The 18,870-nt window shown below is 74.8% G+C and carries 15 protein-coding genes and 1 riboswitch; of the genes, 10 read left to right on the top strand and 5 right to left on the bottom strand.

What is annotated here, in order from left to right:
- The first annotated feature begins 137 nt into the window (after positions 1 to 137).
- A riboswitch (adenosylcobalamin (AdoCbl) riboswitch) is annotated at positions 138 to 231 on the top strand.
- Positions 232 to 276: 45 nt separating this feature from the next.
- The 5 genes from ACWEV0_RS15040 (at position 277) to ACWEV0_RS15020 (ending at position 7,249) form a co-directional block, all read left to right on the top strand.
- On the top strand, positions 277 to 1,260 hold the full coding sequence (locus ACWEV0_RS15040) for a cobalamin biosynthesis protein (protein WP_453149711.1): 984 nt from the start codon (positions 277 to 279) through the stop codon (positions 1,258 to 1,260).
- Positions 1,257 to 2,765: a cobyric acid synthase gene (locus ACWEV0_RS15035; protein WP_453149710.1), complete on the top strand. Its 1,509-nt coding sequence runs from the start codon at positions 1,257 to 1,259 to the stop codon at positions 2,763 to 2,765. The genes ACWEV0_RS15040 and ACWEV0_RS15035 overlap by 4 nt, the downstream gene beginning before the upstream one ends.
- Before the next feature lie 364 nt (positions 2,766 to 3,129).
- Positions 3,130 to 5,205: a putative cobaltochelatase gene (locus tag ACWEV0_RS15030; RefSeq protein WP_453149709.1), complete on the top strand. Its 2,076-nt coding sequence runs from the start codon at positions 3,130 to 3,132 to the stop codon at positions 5,203 to 5,205.
- Positions 5,205 to 5,813 carry a cob(I)yrinic acid a,c-diamide adenosyltransferase gene (gene cobO, locus ACWEV0_RS15025; protein WP_403797707.1) on the top strand — a complete coding sequence of 203 codons (609 nt, stop codon included), beginning with the start codon at positions 5,205 to 5,207 and terminating at the stop codon, positions 5,811 to 5,813. The genes ACWEV0_RS15030 and cobO overlap by 1 nt, the downstream gene beginning before the upstream one ends.
- Positions 5,807 to 7,249 carry a cobyrinate a,c-diamide synthase gene (locus ACWEV0_RS15020; RefSeq protein ID WP_453149708.1) on the top strand — a complete coding sequence of 481 codons (1,443 nt, stop codon included), beginning with the start codon at positions 5,807 to 5,809 and terminating at the stop codon, positions 7,247 to 7,249. Before cobO ends, ACWEV0_RS15020 begins: the two co-directional genes overlap by 7 nt.
- Before the next feature lie 2 nt (positions 7,250 to 7,251).
- On the opposite strand, the gene ACWEV0_RS15015 is transcribed toward ACWEV0_RS15020, so the two are convergent.
- On the bottom strand, positions 7,252 to 7,980 hold the full coding sequence (locus ACWEV0_RS15015) for a ZIP family metal transporter (RefSeq protein WP_453149707.1): 729 nt from the start codon (positions 7,978 to 7,980) through the stop codon (positions 7,252 to 7,254).
- 117 nt (positions 7,981 to 8,097) lie between these two features.
- On the opposite strand from ACWEV0_RS15015, the gene ACWEV0_RS15010 reads away from it, so the two are divergent.
- Together ACWEV0_RS15010 and cobC are read left to right on the top strand one after the other, a co-directional pair.
- A complete protein-coding gene (locus tag ACWEV0_RS15010; protein ID WP_453149706.1) occupies positions 8,098 to 8,580 on the top strand; it encodes a cobalamin biosynthesis protein in 483 nt (160 codons plus the stop codon).
- A complete protein-coding gene (gene cobC, locus ACWEV0_RS15005) occupies positions 8,546 to 9,616 on the top strand; it encodes an Rv2231c family pyridoxal phosphate-dependent protein CobC (RefSeq protein WP_453149705.1) in 1,071 nt (356 codons plus the stop codon). Before ACWEV0_RS15010 ends, cobC begins: the two co-directional genes overlap by 35 nt.
- 132 nt (positions 9,617 to 9,748) lie before the next feature.
- On the opposite strand, the gene ACWEV0_RS15000 is transcribed toward cobC, so the two are convergent.
- Entirely contained in the window at positions 9,749 to 10,738 is a 990-nt protein-coding gene (locus tag ACWEV0_RS15000; protein WP_453149704.1) for an SCO1860 family LAETG-anchored protein, read from the bottom strand.
- A 372-nt stretch (positions 10,739 to 11,110) separates the two neighbouring features.
- Between ACWEV0_RS15000 and ACWEV0_RS14995 the strand changes: the two genes are divergently transcribed.
- Positions 11,111 to 13,564, top strand: a complete 2,454-nt coding sequence (locus ACWEV0_RS14995; RefSeq protein WP_453149703.1) for a penicillin acylase family protein — start codon at positions 11,111 to 11,113, stop codon at positions 13,562 to 13,564.
- Positions 13,551 to 14,114, top strand: a complete 564-nt coding sequence (locus tag ACWEV0_RS14990) for a GNAT family N-acetyltransferase (protein ID WP_453149702.1) — start codon at positions 13,551 to 13,553, stop codon at positions 14,112 to 14,114. The genes ACWEV0_RS14995 and ACWEV0_RS14990 overlap by 14 nt, the downstream gene beginning before the upstream one ends.
- Here ACWEV0_RS14990 and ACWEV0_RS14985 read toward each other — a convergent pair.
- Positions 14,111 to 15,208 carry an amidohydrolase family protein gene (locus tag ACWEV0_RS14985; protein ID WP_453149701.1) on the bottom strand — a complete coding sequence of 366 codons (1,098 nt, stop codon included), beginning with the start codon at positions 15,206 to 15,208 and terminating at the stop codon, positions 14,111 to 14,113. The genes ACWEV0_RS14990 and ACWEV0_RS14985 overlap by 4 nt on opposite strands.
- 78 nt (positions 15,209 to 15,286) lie before the next feature.
- On the bottom strand, positions 15,287 to 16,276 hold the full coding sequence (locus ACWEV0_RS14980) for a hypothetical protein (protein ID WP_453149700.1): 990 nt from the start codon (positions 16,274 to 16,276) through the stop codon (positions 15,287 to 15,289).
- 260 nt (positions 16,277 to 16,536) lie between these two features.
- On the opposite strand from ACWEV0_RS14980, the gene ACWEV0_RS14975 reads away from it, so the two are divergent.
- Positions 16,537 to 17,640, top strand: a complete 1,104-nt coding sequence (locus ACWEV0_RS14975; protein ID WP_453149728.1) for a pyridoxal-phosphate-dependent aminotransferase family protein — start codon at positions 16,537 to 16,539, stop codon at positions 17,638 to 17,640.
- Between the two features lie 48 nt (positions 17,641 to 17,688).
- Here ACWEV0_RS14975 and ACWEV0_RS14970 read toward each other — a convergent pair whose 3' ends face one another.
- Positions 17,689 to 18,756 carry an alkene reductase gene (locus ACWEV0_RS14970; protein WP_453149699.1) on the bottom strand — a complete coding sequence of 356 codons (1,068 nt, stop codon included), beginning with the start codon at positions 18,754 to 18,756 and terminating at the stop codon, positions 17,689 to 17,691.
- Positions 18,757 to 18,870 lie beyond the last annotated feature (114 nt).

Below are 18,870 nucleotides of genomic sequence, written 5' to 3'. Positions count from 1 at the left end.
GCCGCCATGCTCCTGGTGCCGTGTTCGTGGTGCCGTGTTCGGGTGCCGTGTTTGTGGTGCTTCGCACAGTGACCCGACGCAGGTCAAGGGTGAGTTGACGGGTGTTCGCGGGGCGTGGTGGACTGCCGAAGCCATTACGGCGGCAAGTAGAGGAAGTCCGGTGCGATTCCGGCGCGGTCCCGCCACTGTGACCGGCCCCCACGGGCCGGAAGTCAGGAACTCTCGCCGCCGGTCACGTCGATCCAGGGCGCGGACCCTGAGTGAGGACACAGCGCCATGCCCGGCCGCGGCCCGAGCCCGTCCCGCAGCACAGCCGTCTTCGCGTACGGAGCGGCCGCCGGCCTCGCCGTCGACCTGCTCGTCGGCGACCCCCGGCGCGGCCATCCCGTCGCCGCCTTCGGCCGCGCCGCCGCCGCCGTCGAGCAGCGCCTGCACCGCGACCACCGCGCCCGGGGCGCCCTGCACACCGCCGTCTGCGCCGGCGGCACCGTCGCGCTCGGCGCCCTCGCCGCCCGTACGGTACGGGGCAGCCGGACCGCCTCCGTCGCCCTGACCGCCGCCTCCGTGTGGGCCGTGGTCGGCGGTACGACCCTGGGCCGCGAGGCCCGCGCGATCGGCGGCGCGCTCGCCGCCGGCGACCTGGAGGTCGCCCGGGAACGCATGCCGCACCTGGTCGGCCGCGACCCGCAGGCGCTCGACGGGCCCGCGATGGCCCGCGCGGTCGTCGAGTCGGTCGCCGAGAACACCTCCGACGCCGTCGTGGGCGCCCTGTTCTGGGGCGCGGTCGCGGGCGTGCCGGGCCTGCTCGGCTTCCGGGCGGTCAACACCCTGGACGCGATGGTCGGCCACAAGTCGCCGCGCTACCGGCGCTTCGGCTGGGCCTCGGCCCGGCTCGACGACCTCGCCGGCTGGCCCGGCGCCCGGCTCACCGCCGCGCTCGCCGCCGTGGCGGGCGGCGACCCGCGCGGCGCCGTACGGGCCTGGCGGACGGACGCGGGCAGCCACCCGAGCCCCAACGCCGGCCCGGTGGAGGCCGCGTTCGCCGGGGCGCTCGGCGTACGGCTCGGCGGCACCCTTTCGTACGGCGGCCGGGTCGAACACCGGCCGGTCCTCAACGCGGCCGGGCGGCCCGTCGAGGTGGCGGACATCGAGCGGGCCGTCACGCTGTCCCGCCGGGTGACCTGGCTGACCCTGGCCGCCTGTGTCGGCGGCCGGACCATCATCAGTGCCGTACGCGGCAGGAAGCGGAGGGGCGCATGAAGGGCGGGGGGCTGCTCGTCGCCGGGACCACGTCCGACGCGGGCAAGAGCGTCGTCACGGCCGGCATCTGCCGGTGGCTGGTCCGGCAGGGCCTGAAGGTCGCGCCGTTCAAGGGCCAGAACATGTCCCTGAACTCGTTCGTGACCCGGGAGGGCGCCGAGATCGGCCGCGCCCAGGCCATGCAGGCGCAGGCCGCGCGCGTCGAGCCGACGGCGCAGATGAACCCGGTGCTGCTCAAGCCCGGCAGCGACCGCTCCAGCCAGGTGATCCTCATGGGCAAGCCGGTCGGCGAGCTGAGCGCCCGCGGCTACCACGGCGGCCGCCAGCAGCAGCTCTTCGAGCCGGTCCTCGGCTGCCTGGAGGAGCTGCGCGCCACGCACGACGCGGTGATCTGCGAGGGCGCCGGCAGCCCGGCCGAGATCAACCTGCGGCGCACCGACATCGTCAACATGGGCATCGCGCGGGCGGCGCGGCTCCCCGTCGTCGTGGTCGGCGACATCGACCGCGGCGGCGTCTTCGCGCAGTTCTTCGGCACGACCGCGCTCCTCGCGCCCGAGGACCAGCGGCTGGTCGCCGGCTACCTGGTGAACAAGTTCCGCGGCGACGTCACACTGCTCGAACCGGGCCTCGACATGCTGCACGGCCTCACCGGGCGCCGTACCTTCGGCGTCCTGCCGTACGCCCACGGCCTCGGCATCGACGAGGAGGACGGCCTGCGCGTCTCGCTGCGCGGCACGGTCCGCGAGTCCGTCGTGGCGCCGCCGGTCGGCGAGGACGTGCTGCGGGTCGCCGTCTGCGCCGTACCCCTCATGTCCAACTTCACCGACGTCGACGCGCTGGCCGCCGAGCCGGGCGTGGTCGTGCGCTTCGTCGACCGCCCGGAGGAGCTGGCCGACGCGGACCTGGTGGTGGTGCCGGGCACCCGCGGCACGGTCAAGGCGCTGGCGTGGCTGCGCGAACGCGGCCTGGCCGACGCGCTCGCCCGGCGCGCCGCCGAGGGCCGGCCGGTCCTCGGCATCTGCGGCGGCTTCCAGGTCCTCGGCGAGCACATCGACGACGAGGTCGAGTCGAAGGCCGGCTCCGTCGAGGGGCTCGGCCTCCTGCCCGTACGGGTCCGTTTCGCACCCGAGAAGACGCTGGCCCGCCCGGTCGGCGAGGCCCTCGGCGAGCACGTCGAGGGTTACGAGATCCACCACGGCGTCGCGGACGTACGGGGCGGGGAGGCGTTCCTGGACGGCTGCCGCGTCGGCGCGGTCTGGGGCACCCACTGGCACGGCTCGCTGGAGAGCGACGGCTTCCGCCGCGCCTTCCTGCGCGAGGTCGCGGCGGCGGCCGGGCGGCGCTTCGTGCCCGCGCCCGACACGTCGTTCGGCGCCCTGCGCGAGGAGCAGCTGGACCGCCTCGGCGACCTGATCGAGGAGCACGCCGACACGGACGCGCTGCTCCGCCTGATCGAGAAGGGCGCGCCGGAGGGGCTGCCGTTCGTGCCGCCGGGGGCGCCGTGAGCGCCGCGAGCCGCGGGCGGGCCGTGCGGGCTGCGCGGCGCAGCCGAGCGGGGGCTGCGCCCGGCCCTCAACCGGGCCGGTGTTCCCACCCGCACCACCCGTGCGGGTGGGTGCGGGTGGCCCTGGTGGGCGGTTGCCCGCCGTCGGCGGCTGCGGGCGCTGACTTCGCCACGGGCGAGCGGACGCCGACCGCGGCTGACCGCCGGAGGCGGGCCGGCGCTACGGCCGGCGCACCCGTGCGCGTGGGCGATGCCGGCGCCCAGCGGGCCACCGTCAGGGGGCATCTCCGCGACCACCGGGCAGGAAGTGTGCCCGGACGGCATGTTGACGACGCATCATCGCGAACCGAAGGAGCGACCCAGGGATGAGCACCCGCTATCCGTTCACCGCCGTCGTCGGCATGGACGATCTGCGGCTCGCGCTGCTGCTGAACGCCGTGAGCCCGGCGGTGGGCGGTGTCCTCGTGCGCGGCGAGAAGGGGACCGCGAAGAGCACGGCCGTACGTGCGCTCGCCGAGCTGCTGCCGGAGGTGACGGTGGTCGCCGGGTGCCGGTTCAGCTGTGATCCGGCCGCGCCCGACCCGGGGTGCCCGGACGGGCCGCACGGGGAGGGGGCTCGGGAGGCGCGGGCCGCGCGGATGGTCGAGCTGCCCGTCGGCGCGTCCGAGGACCGGCTCGTCGGTTCGCTCGACATCGAGAAGGCGCTCGCCGAGGGCGTGAAGGCGTTCGAGCCGGGACTGCTCGCGGCGGCGCACCGGGGGATCCTGTACGTCGACGAGGTCAACCTGCTGAGCGACCACCTCATCGACCACCTGCTCGACGCCGCCGCCATGGGCCAGTCGCACGTCGAGCGCGAGGGCGTCTCCGTACGGCACGCCGCCCGCTTCCTGCTCGTCGGCACGATGAACCCGGAAGAGGGTGAGCTGCGGCCCCAGCTGCTCGACCGGTTCGGACTGACCGTGGAGGTGGCCGCCTCCCGCGAGCCGGAGCAGCGGGTGGAGGTCGTACGGCGGCGGCTGGCGTTCGAGGACGACCCGGCCGGGTTCGTCGCCCGCTGGGCCGGCGAGGAGGCGGCGCTGCGGGAGCGGATCGTCGCCGCGCGGAAGCTCCTGCCGCAGGTGGTGCTCGGGGACGCGGTGCTGCTGCAGATCGCCGCGACCTGCGCCGCGTTCGAGGTCGACGGCATGCGCGCCGACATCGTCATGGCCCGCACGGCGACCGCGCTCGCCGCGTGGGCGGGGCGGACGGAGGTCACCTCCGAGGACGTACGGCAGGCGGCGCTGCTCGCGCTCCCCCACCGGCGGCGGCGCAACCCCTTCGACGCTCCCGGTCTGGACGAGGACAAGCTCGACGAGACGCTGGAGCAGTACAAGGGCGACGACGAGCCGGACGACGAGCCCGAGCCGGAGCCGGACGGTCCGGGCGACGGTGGTCCCGGCGGTGGCGGCGGGGGCGGGATCCCGCCGCAGGGGGACGCCCCCGCGCCCGAGACGTCCGGGGCCCCCGAGGCCCCGGAGACCTCCGAGGTCCCCGACAGCGCGCCCGCACCGCAGAACAGCGGCCCCGGCGCCGGCTCCGGCGAGCGCGCCGCCGTCCAGGCCGGCGAGCCCTTCCGTACGAGGATGCTCAGCGTGCCGGGACTCGGCGAGGGCGCGGCCGGGCGCCGCTCCCGGGCCCGTACCGAGCACGGCCGGACCACCGGCGCGACCCGCCCCAAGGGCGCGCTGACCAAGCTGCACCTGGCCGCGACCGTGCAGGCCGCCGCCCCGCACCAGAAGGCGCGCGGCCGCGACGGCCGCGGTCTGGTGGTGCGCCGGGACGATCTGCGGCAGGCGGTCCGCGAGGGCCGGGAGGGCAACCTGGTCCTGTTCGTCGTGGACGCGTCCGGGTCGATGGCGGCGCGGCAGCGCATGGGCGCCGTGAAGGGCGCGGTGCTCTCGCTGCTGCTCGACGCCTACCAGCGGCGCGACAAGGTCGGTCTGGTGACCTTCCGGGGCAAGGGCGCCGAGCTCGCCCTGCCGCCGACCTCGTCGGTGGACGCGGCCGCGGCCCGGCTCGAACAGCTTCCGACCGGGGGCCGCACCCCGCTGTCCGCGGGTCTGCTCAAGGCGCACGACGTGCTGCGCGTGGAGCGGCTGCGCGATGCCTCGCGCCGTCCGCTGCTCGTCGTCGTGACCGACGGCCGGGCCACCGGCGGCGGCGCGGACCCGGTGGGGCTCGCGGCGCGGGCCGCGCGGCTGCACGCCGCCGACGGCACGGCCGCGGTGGTCGTGGACTGCGAGTCGGGCCCGGTGCGGCTCGGTCTCGCCGGGAACCTCGCCCGTGAACTCGGCGGCACCGCCGTCACCCTGGACGAGCTGCGCGCCGACTCGATCGCCGGGCTCGTCCGTACCGTCCGTCACGCACAGGACAACCACTCTGCCGCCAGGAGGGCCGCGTAATGCCTAAGGGACAGCCGACCGTCGTTCCGGACGACGGTCTCACCACCCGTCAGCGCCGCAACCGCGCACTGGTGATGGTGCACACGGGCGTCGGCAAGGGGAAGTCGACCGCCGCGTTCGGCATGGCGCTGCGCGCCTGGAACCAGGGCTGGCCGATCGGGGTGTTCCAGTTCGTCAAGTCCGCGAAGTGGCGGGTCGGCGAGGAGAACGCGCTGAAGGCGCTCGGCGAGACCGGCAAGGGCGGCACGGTCGTCTGGAACAAGATGGGCGAGGGCTGGTCCTGGATCCAGCGCGAGGTCGCCGAGGGCGAGCAGTCGCACGAGGAGAAGGCGCGCGAGGGCTGGGAGCAGGTCAAGCGCGACCTGGCCGAGGAGAAGTACCGGTTCTACGTCCTCGACGAGTTCGCGTACCTGCTGCACTGGGGCTGGATCGACACCAAGGAGGTGATCGAGGTGCTCGCGAACCGTCCGGGGCAGCAGCACGTCGTCATCACCGGCCGCAACGCGCCGCAGGAGCTCATGGACTTCGCGGACCTCGTGACCGACATGTCGAAGGTGAAGCACCCGATGGACGCGGGTCAGAAGGGCCAGCGGGGCATCGAGTGGTAGCACGTCTCGTCATCGCCGCCCCGTCCTCGGGCGCGGGCAAGACCACGGTCGCGACCGGCCTGATGGCCGCGTTCGCCGGCCGTGGTCTCGCGGTCTCCCCGCACAAGGTCGGCCCGGACTACATCGACCCGGGCTACCACGCGCTCGCCACGGGGCGCCCGGGCCGCAACCTCGACGCGTTCATGTGCGGTACGGAGCTGATCGCGCCGCTGTTCGCACACGGCGCGCGCGGCTGCGACCTGGCGGTCGTCGAGGGCGTGATGGGCCTGTACGACGGGGCCGCCGGCCAGGGCGAACTCGCCTCCACCGCGCAGGTCGCGAAGCTCCTTCGGGCGCCGGTCGTGCTGGTCGTGGACGCGTCGTCGCAGTCCCGGTCGGTCGCCGCGCTCGTGCACGGCTTCGCGTCCTGGGACCCGGAGGTGCGGCTCGGCGGGGTGATCCTCAACAAGGTCGCGACGGACCGGCACGAACAGCTGCTGCGGGAGGCGCTGGAGGAGTCGGGTGTGCCGGTCCTCGGCGTGCTGCGGCGGGCGCCGGCGGTGGAGACGCCGTCGCGGCACCTGGGCCTGGTGCCGGTGGCGGAGCGGCAGGCGCAGGCGGTGGCCGCGGTGGCTGCGCAGGCGGAGCAGGTGCGGGCCGGCTGCGACCTGGACGCGCTGCTGGCGCTGGCGCGGAGCGCGCCGGAGCTGGGCGCCACGCCGTGGTCGGCTGAGGTCGGGGAGCGGCTGCCCGCCGGTGGTCGCGTCGAGCCCACCCTCCCCCAGACTCCGTCCGGGGGTGCCCCCGTCGCCCCTGCGGAACGTATGCCCACAACACGTCCGGTCGTCGCAGTCGCCGGCGGGGCCGCGTTCACCTTCTCGTACGCCGAGCACACGGAACTCCTCACCGCCGCGGGCGCCGAGGTCGTCACCTTCGATCCCCTCCGCGACGAAACCCTCCCCGAGGGCACGTCCGGGCTCGTCATAGGCGGCGGGTTCCCCGAGGTGTACGGGGAGGAGCTGTCCGCGAACGGGAAGCTGCGCGAGGCCGTGGCGGCGCTCGCGCGCTCCGGCGCGCCCGTCGCCGCCGAGTGCGCCGGGCTGTTGTATCTCGCGCGGTCGCTGGACGGGCGGCCGATGTGCGGAGTCCTCGACGCCGACGCGCGGATGTCGCCGCGGCTGACGCTCGGGTACCGGGACGCGGTCGCGGTGAGCGACAGCGCGCTGGCGGCGGCCGGGACGCGGATGCGGGGGCACGAGTTCCATCGGACGGTGATCGAGCCGGGAGCCGGGGAGCGGGCGGCCTGGGGGCTGCGTCAGCCGGAGATGCGGGTCGAGGGCTTCGTACAGGGCGGTGTGCACGCCAGTTATCTGCACACGCACTGGGCGGGTTCTCCGGAGGTCGCGGCCCGGTTCGTGGCGCACTGCGCGAGTGCCGGAGGCAGGCCGGCCGCGTGAGTTCAGCCGCCGGAGAGGCCCACGACGAGCCAGATGAACGCCACGCCCGCCATCGTGCAGAGCAGGGTGGTGCGGGCGGGGTGTTCGTGGTGGGCCTCGGGCAGGATCTCGGCGGCGGCGAGGTAGAGCAGGGCGCCGCCGAAGAAGCCGAGATAGCTGCCGAGCAGTTCCTCCGGGAGGGTGAACAGGGTGGCGAGGCCGGCTCCGACGATCGGGGCGACGGCGTCGGCGAGGAGCATGGCGATGGCCTTGCGGCGGGCGTTCCCGTAGAGAGTCGTGATCGTGTACGTGTTGAAGCCGTCGGCGAAGTCGTGGGTGATGACGGCGATCGCGACGGTGGCGCCCATGCCGCCGCTGACCTGGAAGGCGGCGCCGAGGGCGATGCCGTCCATGAGGCTGTGCAGCACCATGGCGGCCGCGGCCGTGAGGCCGACCTGCGGGACGCGGTCGCCGGCCTCGGCGCCGTGGGCGGCGCGGCGGGTGGCGAGGAGTCGTTCCACGACGTGGGCGAAGAGGAAGCCGCCGACGAAGAGCAGCAGGGCCTGGGGCACGCCGAAGACCGTCTCGCCCGCCGCACCGATGGCCTCGGGCAGCAGGTCGAGTCCGACGACGCCGAGCATGAGCCCGCCGGCGAGGCCGAGGACGAGGTGGCGGCGGTCGGTGACGCGCTGGGCGGTCCAGCCGCCGAACAGCGTCATGAGGAACGCGCCGAGCGCGACGACTACAGCCATGGGCCCTTGCTATCCGATGCGCCCTCTTTCCCGCACCTCGGGCCGGGCGGCCCCGCCGTGGTCGTCGTCGGGGTCGGCGCCCGGTCCGGGGCCGCGGCCTCGGAGGTGCTCGGTCTGGTGGCGGCGACGCTGCGGGAGGCGGGGCTGACGGGCGCGGACGTGACGGCGCTGGCGACGCTGGACGTGCGCGCGGGCGAGCCGGGGATCGCCGGGGCGGCTTCGCTGCTCGGGGTGCCGGTGCGGGCGTTCGGGAGCGAGGAACTGGCCGGCGTGGCCGTACCGCATCCATCGGCGGTGCCGCTGGCGGCGACGGGAACGGCGTCGGTGGCGGAGGCGGCGGCGCTGCGCGGGGCGGGGCTGCCGGGGGCGGTTCTCCTGGTGCCGAAGCGGAAGAGCAGGTGTGTGACCTGCGCCATTGCCCGTTCCGCACCATTTCGTCCGAACGAAGTCTCCCCAGCCGCACGCTTGTTGCCCGATACTCACGGGTATCTCGCTGACGAGCTCCACCCTTCCCCCACACGCACCACCCCCACCCTCATCCCCACTCCCCCACACGACGGCGGCCATGGACATTCACACTTCCGCGGACAGCTCCGCTGACACGCACGACCTCAGACACCACGGCGACGCCGAGGTGCGGGACGAGAAGCTGACCGATCTCGCGGTCAACGTGCGGACGGACACCCCGCCCGCCTGGCTGCGGGAGCGGATCGCGGACTCGCTGACGGGGCTCGCGGCATATCCGGACGGGCGGGCGGCGCGGGCGGCGGTGGCCGAGCGGCACGATCTGCCGGGCCGGCGGGTGCTGCTGACGGCGGGCGCGGCGGAGGCGTTCGTGCTGCTCGCGCGGGCGCTGCCGGCGCGCCGGCCGGTGGTGGTGCATCCGCAGTTCACGGAGCCGGAGGCGGCGCTGCGGGACGCCGGGCACGAGGTGGAGCGGGTGCTGCTGCGCGAGCAGGACGGCTTCCGGTTCGATCCGGCGGCGGTGCCGGAGGACGCGGATCTGGTCGTGATCGGCAATCCGACCAACCCGACGTCCGTGCTCCATCCGGCGGCGGCGATCGCGTCGCTCGCCCGGCCGGGGCGGTGGCTGGTGGTCGACGAGGCGTTCATGGACGCGGTGCCGGGCGAGCGGGAGTCGCTGGCGTCGCGGACGGACGTGCCGGGTCTGGTGGTGCTGCGGAGCCTGACGAAGACCTGGGGTCTGGCGGGGCTGCGGATCGGCTACGTGCTGGCGGAGCCGGAGACGATCGCCGCGCTGGAGCGCGTACAGCCGCTGTGGCCGGTGTCGACGCCGGCCCTGGTGGCGGCGGAGGCGTGCATGTCGCCGGCGGCGCTCGTGGAGGCCGAGGAGGCGGCGCACCGGATCGGGGTGGAGCGGGCGCACCTGCTGGCGGGGCTCGCGGAGTTCGACGAGGTGCGGGCGGTCGCGGCGGCGGAGGGTCCGTTCGTGCTGGTCCGGATCGAGGGCGCGGACGCGGTACGGGAGCACCTGCGGGCGCTCGGTTTCGCGGCCCGGCGCGGGGACACCTTCCCGGGGCTCGACCGGAACTGGCTGCGGCTCGCGGTGCGGGACCGGGTGACGACGAACCGCTTCCTGCAGGCGCTGGACCAGGCGTTGCTGCTGCTGGGCTGAGGACGCGGGCCTCGTACGGTCTCATTCGGGTCTCGTACGGTCTCGTACGGTCTCGTACGGTCTCGTACGGAGGGGTGGCGCCGAGCCGGCGCCACCCCTCGTCTGCCCCCTTGTTCTTCCCCCTCGGGCCGGTCAGCCGCGGGCGCGGGCCCGGCCGCGCGCCAGGAAGAGTGCGCCGCCGCCCACGCCGAGCAGCAGCACGGCGCCGCCGGCCAGGTACGGCGTCATGGAACTGCCGCCGGTCTCGGCGAGGTTCTGGGTCGGGGTGGTGCCGCCGTTCTGCGTGGTCACCCCGGTGTCGTGGCTGGGCTGGGCGGACGGCTGGTGCGAGGGCTGCGTGCTGGGCTGGTGCGAGGGCTGTTCGCTGGGCTGTTCGCTCGGCTTGCTGCCGGCCGGGGTGGCGCAGGTGGCCTCGGCGAGCGTGACCTTGCCCCTGACCTCGGCGACGCCCAGTTTGAGCGGGTTGACCTCCACGGAGAGTTCGAGCGCGGTGGCGGCGGCGGTGTCGGAGGTGGTGGAGGTGCGGGAGAGGTCGAGGACCACGTCGCCGACACCCGGGACGCTGACCTTGGTCTGGCCGCCGGTGGAGAGGGTCGTCTTCTTGCCGAGGACGGTGACGTGGCCGAGCAGGTTCGACTCGGCGACCGGGTGCTTGCCGGCCTCGCAGACGGCCTTGGAGGTGACCTTCTCCAGTTCGATCAGGGACAGGGCCGGGAGTCCGGGGACGTGGATCCGGGCCTTGGCGAGGTTGACGTGGCCCTGGGCGGTGTTCCCCTCCACGGTCGCCTCGGAGGTGGCGACGTCAGCCTTCAGGATGTCGACGGGCTCGCCGCCCTCCGCGCCCTGCACCTTCACGCTGAGCGCGGTCTTCGCGGCGCTGGCCGGCGCCTCGACCTCGTTGAGGGAGGCGCGCACGGGCACGTTCACCGTCTTGTTGAGCAGGTCGACGTCGAGGGTGGTGCGCAGGACGACGGCGGTGGCGTGGCCCTGTCCGCCGCCGTTCGAGCCCCCGTCGGCGTGGGCGGCCGGCGCGGCGAGGACCAGCGGGCCGACGGCGAGTGCGGCGACGGTGGCCGCGGCGGCGGAACGGCGTGCGGGCAGGCGGAAGGTGTTGCTGTTCAAGGCGGTGGAACCCCCACAAGAGACATGGCGTCGCCGGCCGCTCGCCACGGGGACTGTGGGTCGTTGCGGCTCCGGCGACTTGAGACACCGGAATCTTTACGCACTGTGGGTGAACTGGCAGACACCTGGCGTGAGTTCACCCTAAAGGGTGGTTTCCGTGCTCATTTTCGAATGAAATCGACACAACCGTCATCACGAGCCCCGCGCGTCACCGCGCGCGGGCGCGGAGACCCCTTCGACGAAGGAACAACAACGACACGCGCCGGGCCGGAGTAACGAATCGTCAACGCGCCGCACGACCCCGCGCCACGGCCCTGGTAGATTAATTTAGGGCAGGCTAACCTAACCAAGTCGGGGAGCGCGGGGAGCGCAGTGAGCATCGAGGTCTTCCGGGACGCCTTCGGCGTCCCTCATCTGCGCGCCGCCGACCCGCGCGAACTCGCCCGCGCCCAGGGCCGGGTCACCGCCCTCGACCGGGCCTGGCAGCTGGAGGTGGAGCGACACCGGGCGCAGGGCACAACGGCGGAGTTCCTCGGCGCGGCGGAGACCGGCTGGGACACCTTCGTCCGGCAGGCCCGGCTCGCCGACACCGCGCGCCGCTGCCACGACCGCCTCGACGCGGAGACGGCCGCATGGGTGCGGGCGTACGTGGACGGGGTCAACGACGGCCTGGCCGAAGGGGCCCGGCGGGCAACCGAGTTCGCGGCGACGGGGCTCGCGCCCGGCCGCTGGGAGCCGTGGACGCCGCTCGCGGTGTGGCTCTCCACCCACATCCTCTTCGCGGGCTTCCCCACCAAGCTGTGGCGCGAGGAGGTCGCCCGGCACCTCGGCGAGGAGTGGACGGAGCTCTTCGCCTCGGACGGCCCCGGCACGGCCGGCTCCAACGGCTGGGTCGTCTCCGGCGCCCGTACGGCGAGCGGCGCGCCGCTCGTGGCCGGCGACCCGCACCGCTTCATCGAGGCGCCCGGCGTCTATCAGCAGATACGTCTCTCCTGCCCCGACTACGACGTCCTCGGCCTCGCCGTCCCCGGCGTCCCCGGCCTCGCCCACTTCGGCCACGCCGGCCGGGTCGCCTGGGCCATCACCAACGCCATGGCCGACTGCCAGGACCTCTACCGCGAGCGCCTCCGCCGCCTCTCCGACGGCCGCGTCGAGGCCCTCGGCCCGGACGGCTGGGAACCGGCCACCGCGCACACCGAGAGCGTGCGGGTGAAGGGCGCGACGCGGCCGACCGTGATCGAGGTGATCGAGACGGCCCGGGGCCCGGTGATCATCGGCGCGGAGGGCCCGGAGGCCGCGGAGGGCCCGGAGGCCGCGGAGGGCCCGGAGGCCGCGGAGGCCGCGGAGGGCCCGGAGGCCGCGGACGGCGCGGACGGCGCGGAACGTGCGGAGGGCGCGGACGGCGCGGACGGCGCGGAACGTGCGGAACGTGCGGGAGGCCCGGAACGTGCGGGCGTCCCCGGCGCGGGAACGACCGGCCCGGCGGGCCGCCCCTCGACGGACCGCGCCCCCGCGGACCACGGCACGACGGACGGTGTCTCTGCGGACCACGCCCCGGCGGACCACGCCCCGGCCCCGGAGGCCGCGCCGGCGGCCGGCGCCGAGCAGGCGGGCGACGCCGAGCAGGCCGCCGGCCCCGGGCGGACAACGGGCTCCGGCGCAGCCGTCGGCCGCGAATGGGAGGCGGTCAGCCTCCGCTACCCGCCCCGCGTCACCGGCGAGTCGGGCTTGTCCGTGCTGCCCGCGCTGCTGCGCGCGCGGACCGTCGCGGACGTGGACCGCGCGCTCGACGGGTGGGTCGAGCCGGTGAACGTCGTGCAGGCCGCCGACGCCGACGGCGGGCTGCTGCACCGGGTGGCCGGGTACGTTCCGGTACGGGACCGGGCCAACTCCCTGCGCGTGGTGCCCTCGTGGGACGCCGCGCACGCCTGGACCGGCCGGGCCGCCGCCATGCCCCGGGCCGCCGTCGGCGGACACGCCGTGATGGCCAACGAGCGCGGGCTCGCCGCGCCGCTCGGCGTCGAGTTCGCGCCACCGCACCGGGCCGAGCGCATAGCCGCCCTCCTCGACGCCTCCGACTCCTGGACGCCGGACGCGATGGCCGCCGTCCACGCCGACACCGACAACCCGTCCGCCCGACGGCTCCTGGAGCGGGTCCGCGCCACCGACACGTCCGCTCTCTCCCGCGCCGCCCGCCGGGTGCGGGCCGCGCTCCTCGGCTGGGACCGGCGGATGGACGCCGACAGCGCGGACGCCGGGCTCTACGCGGCGGTGCGCGGCGCGGTCGTACGGCGCCTGGCCGCGCACCCGGCCTTCACGGAACTGCGCGAACCCGCCCCGTACCCCGCGCTCTTCCGGCCCTGGCTGGCGCTCGGTCCCCGGGTGGGCCTCGCCCTGGAGACGCTGCTCGTCACCGGGCCCGTACCGGACGAGGACGTGGCCCGAACCGTACGAGAGGCGCTGGAGGAGGTCGCCGCGGGCGATCCGCCGCCGGCCTGGGCGGTGACGCACCGGCTCGCGCCCTGGCAGGCGCTTCCGGACGCGGACGACGACCAGTGGCCGGGGCTCGGCGGCGACCACGACTGTGTGCTCTCCACCTCCAGCGTGCCCGGCTGGACCGACCGCAGCGCCCGCGCCTCCGCCGCCCGCTACGTGTGGGACCTGGCCGACCGCGACCGCAGCCGGTGGGTCGTGCCCTTCGGCGCCTCCGGCGTGGCCGGCGACCCGCACCACCGCGACCAGCTGCCCCTGTGGCTGCGGGGCGAACTCGCCCCTGTCACCACCGACTGGAACGACCTCGTGAAGGAAGACCATGAGCAGGACTGAGCACACACAGCACGTCGAGGGCTTCGGCACCGTCCGCGTCGACCGCATCGACCCCGACGCCGACGCGCCGCTCATCCACCGCTGGGTGAACGAGGAGCGCGCCCGCTTCTGGGGCATGAACGGCACCACCGTCGAGCAGGTGCGGGACGTCTACGCGCACCTCGACTCGCTCACCACCCACCACGGCTTCCTCGTCCACCGCGACGACGAGCCGGTGGCCGTCTTCCAGACCTACGACCCCGGGGCCGACCGGATCTCCGAGTGCTACGAGGCCCGGCCCGGCGACATCGGCGTGCACCTGTTCGTCGCGCCCACGGTCGCGCCCGAGCGGGGCTTCACCGAGGGGCTGCTCACCGCCCTGCTCGACTTCGCGCTGACCGGGCACACCCGGATCGTCGGCGAGCCGGACGCCGCCAACGAGAAGGTGCTCACCCGGCTCGCCCGGACCGGCTTCGAGCTCGGCCCGGAGATCGTGCTGCCGGAGGTGGACCTGCCGGAGGTCTTCATCCCGGCGAAGAAGGCCCGGCTGGCGACGTACCCGAGGTCCTAGGCGATGACCCGGCCGTTGACGACGACCCGGCGGGGCGCCGCGAGGACGCGGACGTCGGCGCGCGGGTCCTCGCCGTAGACGACGAGGTCGGCCGGCGCGCCCTCCTCCAGAGCGGGACGGCCCAGCCAGGCGCGGGCGTGCCAGGTGGTGGCGGAGAGGGCGTCGAGCGCGGGGATGCCGGCCTTCGTCAGCTCCTCGACCTCGGCGGCGACCAGGCCGTGCGGCAGCGAGCCGCCCGCGTCGGTGCCGACGAAGACCGGGACGCCCGCGTCCCAGGCGGCGCGGACCGTGTCGTACCGCCGCTCGTACAGCCGGCGCATGTGGGCGGACCAGCGCGGGAACTTCTCCTCGCCGCCGTCCGCGAGGTGCGGGAAGGTCGCGATGTTGACGAGCGTGGGCACGATGGCGACCCCGCGCTCGGCGAAGAGCGGGATGGTCTCCTCGGTGAGGCCGGTGGCGTGCTCGACGCAGTCGATGCCCGCCTCGACCAGGTCGCGCAGCGAGTCCTCGGCGAAGCAGTGCGCGGTGACGCGGGCGCCGAGCCGGTGCGCCTCGGCGATGGCGGCCTCCACCTCGGCGCGCGGCCAGGACGGCGCCAGGTCGCCGAGGCCGCGGTCGATCCAGTCGCCGACCAGCTTGACCCAGCCGTCGCCGCGCCGGGCCTCGCGGCCGACGTATTCGACGAGCTCGTCGGGCTCGATCTCGTGGGCGTAGTTGCGGATGTAGCGGCGGGTGCGGGCGATGTGCCGGCCCGCACGGATGATCTTCGGCAGGTCCTCGCGGGCGTCGATCCAGCGCGTGTCGGACGGCGAACCGGCGTCACGGATCAGGAGCGTGCCGGCGTCCCGGTCGGTCAGGGCCTGCTTCTCTGCCGTGCCCTCGTCGACCGGACCGTGCTTGTCGAGCCCGACATGGCAGTGGGCGTCGACCAGGCCGGGCAGCGCCCAGCCCTCGACGGTCAGGGTCTCTGCGGCGAGGGCCGCGGGCGGCCGCTCGAACGTGATCCGCCCGTCGACGCACCACACTTCGTCCCGTACGTCCTCCGGGCCGACGAGCACCCGCCCCTTCACATGCAGCACCACGTGATCGCTCATACCCGCACTCTACGAGCCGCCGCCCGGCTCCCGGGCGGCGATCTTCGTCACCTTCCTGACGGGAGCCGCTGACGCGGGCTACGGCCGCCAGTCGGCCTCCAGGTCGTGCGAGTCGGCCTTGGTGAGCTGGGTGAGCGCGGTGCCGTCGGCCCGTACCAGGAAGAGGTGCTCGGGGTCCGCGTCGTCGGTGCCGCCCCGGGTGAAGACCAGGCGCCTGCCGTCCGGCGACCAGGAGGGGTACTCGTCGTTGGCGCGGGCCGAGGTGATGCGGTGCAGTCCCCCGCCGTCGGGGCGGACGACGTAGAGGTGGGCGAAGCCGGTGGAGTCCACCCGGCCGAAGACGATCCGGTTGCCGCGCGACCAGTCGGGCGTCCAGTCCTGGGAGAAGGCCAGGGTGACCGGCGTCTGCGCCAGGGTGGACAGCTCGATCCGCATCAGCCTGCTGTGCCCGGACGCGTCCGCGCGGCTGTACGCCAGGGACCCGCCGTCCGGGGACCAGGTCGGGTGGAACTCGTCCGCCGCGGTGTGGGTGAGCCGCTTGGCGGGGCTGCCGTCGACGTCGGACACGTAGATCTCGCGCTGAGTGCCGACCGGCTTGGAGTAGGCGATCCGCGTGCCGTCCGGGGACCACGCCGGGTCGGAGGCGCCCTTGGTGCCGGGCACGGGCTTCAGGTCGCCGCCCGTGCTCTTCATCGTCCAGATGCCGTCGACGGCGCCGCCGGACCCGTAGCGGAGGAACGCCACCCGAGTGCCGTCCGGGGACCAGCTGGGCATCACGTCGCTGACGTCGGGGGTGTGGGTGAGCTGCTTGACGGGCGCGCCGCCGGTCGGGGAGATCGCGTACAGGTCCTCGACGGGCGCGGCCGCGTTGTAGCGGGCGAAGACGATCGGGCGGTCCGCGGCCGCCCGCACGGCCCCCGGCGCGGCGGCCGGCCCCGCCGCTCCCGCGTGCCCGGCGGCGCCGAGGGTCAGCGGCGCGGCGACGGCGAGCACCGCGGCGGTCACGGCCGCCCGGCGCAGCGAGCCCCGCCGGGCGGTTCTGCCGGTCCTCTCGGTCCCCTCGCTCATGTCGGTTCTGTCGGTTCTCCGAGCCATGGTGTCCACCCCGTTTTCTCCCTGCGGCGCCTCGTGCGGGCCGCTCCGGCCCGCAACATCCCATCGACGCCGTTCCGGTGGGAAGCGCCCGGACCCGGCGGTACGCGGCCTGTGACACGTTCCGAACACCACCGTGACGGCACGTCGCCTCGGACAGAACACTTACGCTGGCACGAGCTCGAAACCGATGTATGCGACACGCATTCGACCCCGAAGAAGGCACCGCCGTGACCGTGACACACCCGCTCCTGGACCTGGCCCCGCTGACCGCCGCGCACTTCGCGTCGATCGAGCGCCGGGTCGCCGCGCTGCTCTCCACCGAGCAGGACGTGGTGATCACCCAGGGCGAGGCGCTGCTGCCGCTGGAGGGCTGCATCCGCAGCGGGGCGCGGGCGGGCTCGACCGCGCTGAACATCGTCACCGGCCCGTACGGGCAGACCTTCGGCAACTGGCTGCGGGACTGCGGCGCCACGGTGGTCGACCTGGAGGTGCCGTTCCACACGGCGGTGACCGCGGAGCAGGTGGCGCGGGCCTTCGAGGAGCACCCGGAGATCGACTTCGTGTCCCTCGTGCACGCGGAGGCGGCGACCGGCAACACCAACCCGGTCGCGGAGATCGGCGAGGTCGTGCGGGCGCACGGCGCGCTGTTCTACCTGGACGCGGTGGCGTCCGTGGGCGCCGAGCCGGTGACGCCGGACGCGTGGGGCGTCGACATGTGCATCATCGGCGCGCAGAAGGCGATGGGCGGCCCGGCCGGCGTCTCGGCGGTGTCGGTGAGCGCGCGGGCCTGGGAGCGCTTCGCCGCGAACCCGGCGGCGCCGCGCCGTTCGTACCTCTCCCTCCTGGACTGGAAGGAGCGGTGGATCGACGGCGGCCGCAAGGCGCTGCTGCACGCCCCGGCGCAGCTGGAGATGCTGGCCCTGGAGGCGTGTCTGGACCGCATCGAGGCGGAGGGCCTGGACGCGCTGATGGCCCGGCACGCGGCCGCCGCCGCGGCGACCCGCGCGGGGGCGCTGGCCCTGGGCGGCGGGATCGAGCCGTACGTGTACGAGGCGAAGGACGCGGCCCCGGTCGCTACGACGCTGCGCGTCCCGGCCGGCGTGGACGCCTCGGAGCTGGTGGCGAAGGCGCTCGCCGCCGACCCGTCGCTGCCGCTGATCGCGGGCGGAGGCGCGCTGGCGAAGGAGATGATCCGGGTGAACCACTACGGGGTGGACGCCACCCCGGGTGCGGTGCTGTCCTCGCTGGCGGCGCTCGGCGCGGCCCTCGCGGAGACGGGCCGCGCGGTGGACCTGGAGGGCGCGCGCCGCGCGGTGACGGAGGCGTGGGGGCGGTAGGGGCCGCCCCTACACACCGTCCACCCCGCGATCGGGCCCCGTCCCGGGTTACAGCGACGGGTAGTCGGTGTAGCCGCGGTGGTCGCCGCCGAAGAAGGTGGCGGGGTCCGGGGTGTTGAACGGGCCGCCGGCCTGGAGGCGGGCCGGGAGGTCCGGGTTGGCGATGAAGAGCGCGCCGAAGGCGACGAGGTCGGCGGTGCCGTCCTCGATCAGGGCCAGGGCGCCCGGACCGGTCGGGCCCTCGGTGGCCGGGTTGAGGATGAAGGTGCCGCTGAACGCCTTGCGCAGGTCGAGGGTCAGCTCGCGGACCTCGGCGTTCGTCTCCAGGACGTGCAGGTACGCGATGCCGAGGGGCTCGACGGCCGCGACGAGGGCCGGGTAGATCTCCTCGGTGTCGGTCTCGGCGATGTCGTTGTAGGTGTTGGCCGGGGAGAGGCGCAGGCCGGTGCGCTCGGGGCCGACGGCGGCGGCGACGGCCTTGACGACCTCGACGGCGAAGCGGATGCGGTTCTCGACGGAGCCGCCCCACTCGTCGGTGCGCCGGTTGGCGTTGTCGGCGAGGAACTGGTGGACCAGGTAGCCGTTGGCGCCGTGGATCTCGACGCCGTCGAAGCCGGCCTCGACGGCGTTGCGGGCGGCCTGGGCGAAGCCCTCGACCGTCTCGTGGATCTCGTCGGCGGTGAGTTCGCGCGGGGTGCGGAAGTCCTTCATGCCGGGGCCGGCGAAGAGCTGTCCGGCCGGGGCGACGGCGGAGGGGCCGACGGGGTGCAGGCCGTCGCCGAGGACCTCGGGGTGGCTGATCCGGCCGGCGTGCATCAGCTGGGCGAAGATCTTTCCGCCGCGCTCGTGGACGGCGTCGGTGACCTGGCGCCAGGCGGCGATCTGCTCGGCGCTGTGCAGGCCGGGGGTGTCGGGGTAGCCCTGGCCGACGGCGGTGGGCTGGACGCCCTCGGTGATGATCAGGCCGGCGGTGGCGCGCTGGGCGTAGTACTCGGCGACCAGCGGGGTGGGGACGCGGCCGGCGGTCTCGGCCCGGCTGCGGGTCATGGGGGCCATGGCGATGCGGTTGGCGAGGCGGGTGCCGGCGAGGTCGACGGCGTCGAAGGCGGTGGTCATGACGGGTCCTTCCGAGGCAGGCAGGCAGGTATGTGGTCGACCAACCATTGCATTACATTGGTCGGCCAACTATCTCCGCGGGAGCCACTGTAGCGCATTGTTTGGCTGGCCAAG

It is taken from the genome of Streptomyces sp. NPDC003943, from assembly GCF_053605265.1.
This window is presented reverse-complemented; position numbering and strand designations above follow the sequence as displayed.

Bases quoted from the DNA above. Each gene is read 5' to 3' on its own strand.
- ACWEV0_RS15040 (WP_453149711.1), top strand. From the start codon at position 277: ATGCCCGGCCGCGGCCCGAGCCCGTCCCGCAGCACAGCCGTCTTCGCG.
- ACWEV0_RS15035 (WP_453149710.1), top strand. From the start codon at position 1,257: ATGAAGGGCGGGGGGCTGCTCGTCGCCGGGACCACGTCCGACGCGGGC.
- ACWEV0_RS15030 (WP_453149709.1), top strand. From the start codon at position 3,130: ATGAGCACCCGCTATCCGTTCACCGCCGTCGTCGGCATGGACGATCTG.
- cobO (WP_403797707.1), top strand. From the start codon at position 5,205: ATGCCTAAGGGACAGCCGACCGTCGTTCCGGACGACGGTCTCACCACC.
- ACWEV0_RS15015 (WP_453149707.1), bottom strand. From the start codon at position 7,980: ATGGCTGTAGTCGTCGCGCTCGGCGCGTTCCTCATGACGCTGTTCGGC.
- cobC (WP_453149705.1), top strand. From the start codon at position 8,546: ATGGACATTCACACTTCCGCGGACAGCTCCGCTGACACGCACGACCTC.
- ACWEV0_RS14990 (WP_453149702.1), top strand. From the start codon at position 13,551: ATGAGCAGGACTGAGCACACACAGCACGTCGAGGGCTTCGGCACCGTC.
- ACWEV0_RS14985 (WP_453149701.1), bottom strand. From the start codon at position 15,208: ATGAGCGATCACGTGGTGCTGCATGTGAAGGGGCGGGTGCTCGTCGGC.
- ACWEV0_RS14980 (WP_453149700.1), bottom strand. From the start codon at position 16,276: ATGAGCGAGGGGACCGAGAGGACCGGCAGAACCGCCCGGCGGGGCTCG.
- ACWEV0_RS14970 (WP_453149699.1), bottom strand. From the start codon at position 18,756: ATGACCACCGCCTTCGACGCCGTCGACCTCGCCGGCACCCGCCTCGCC.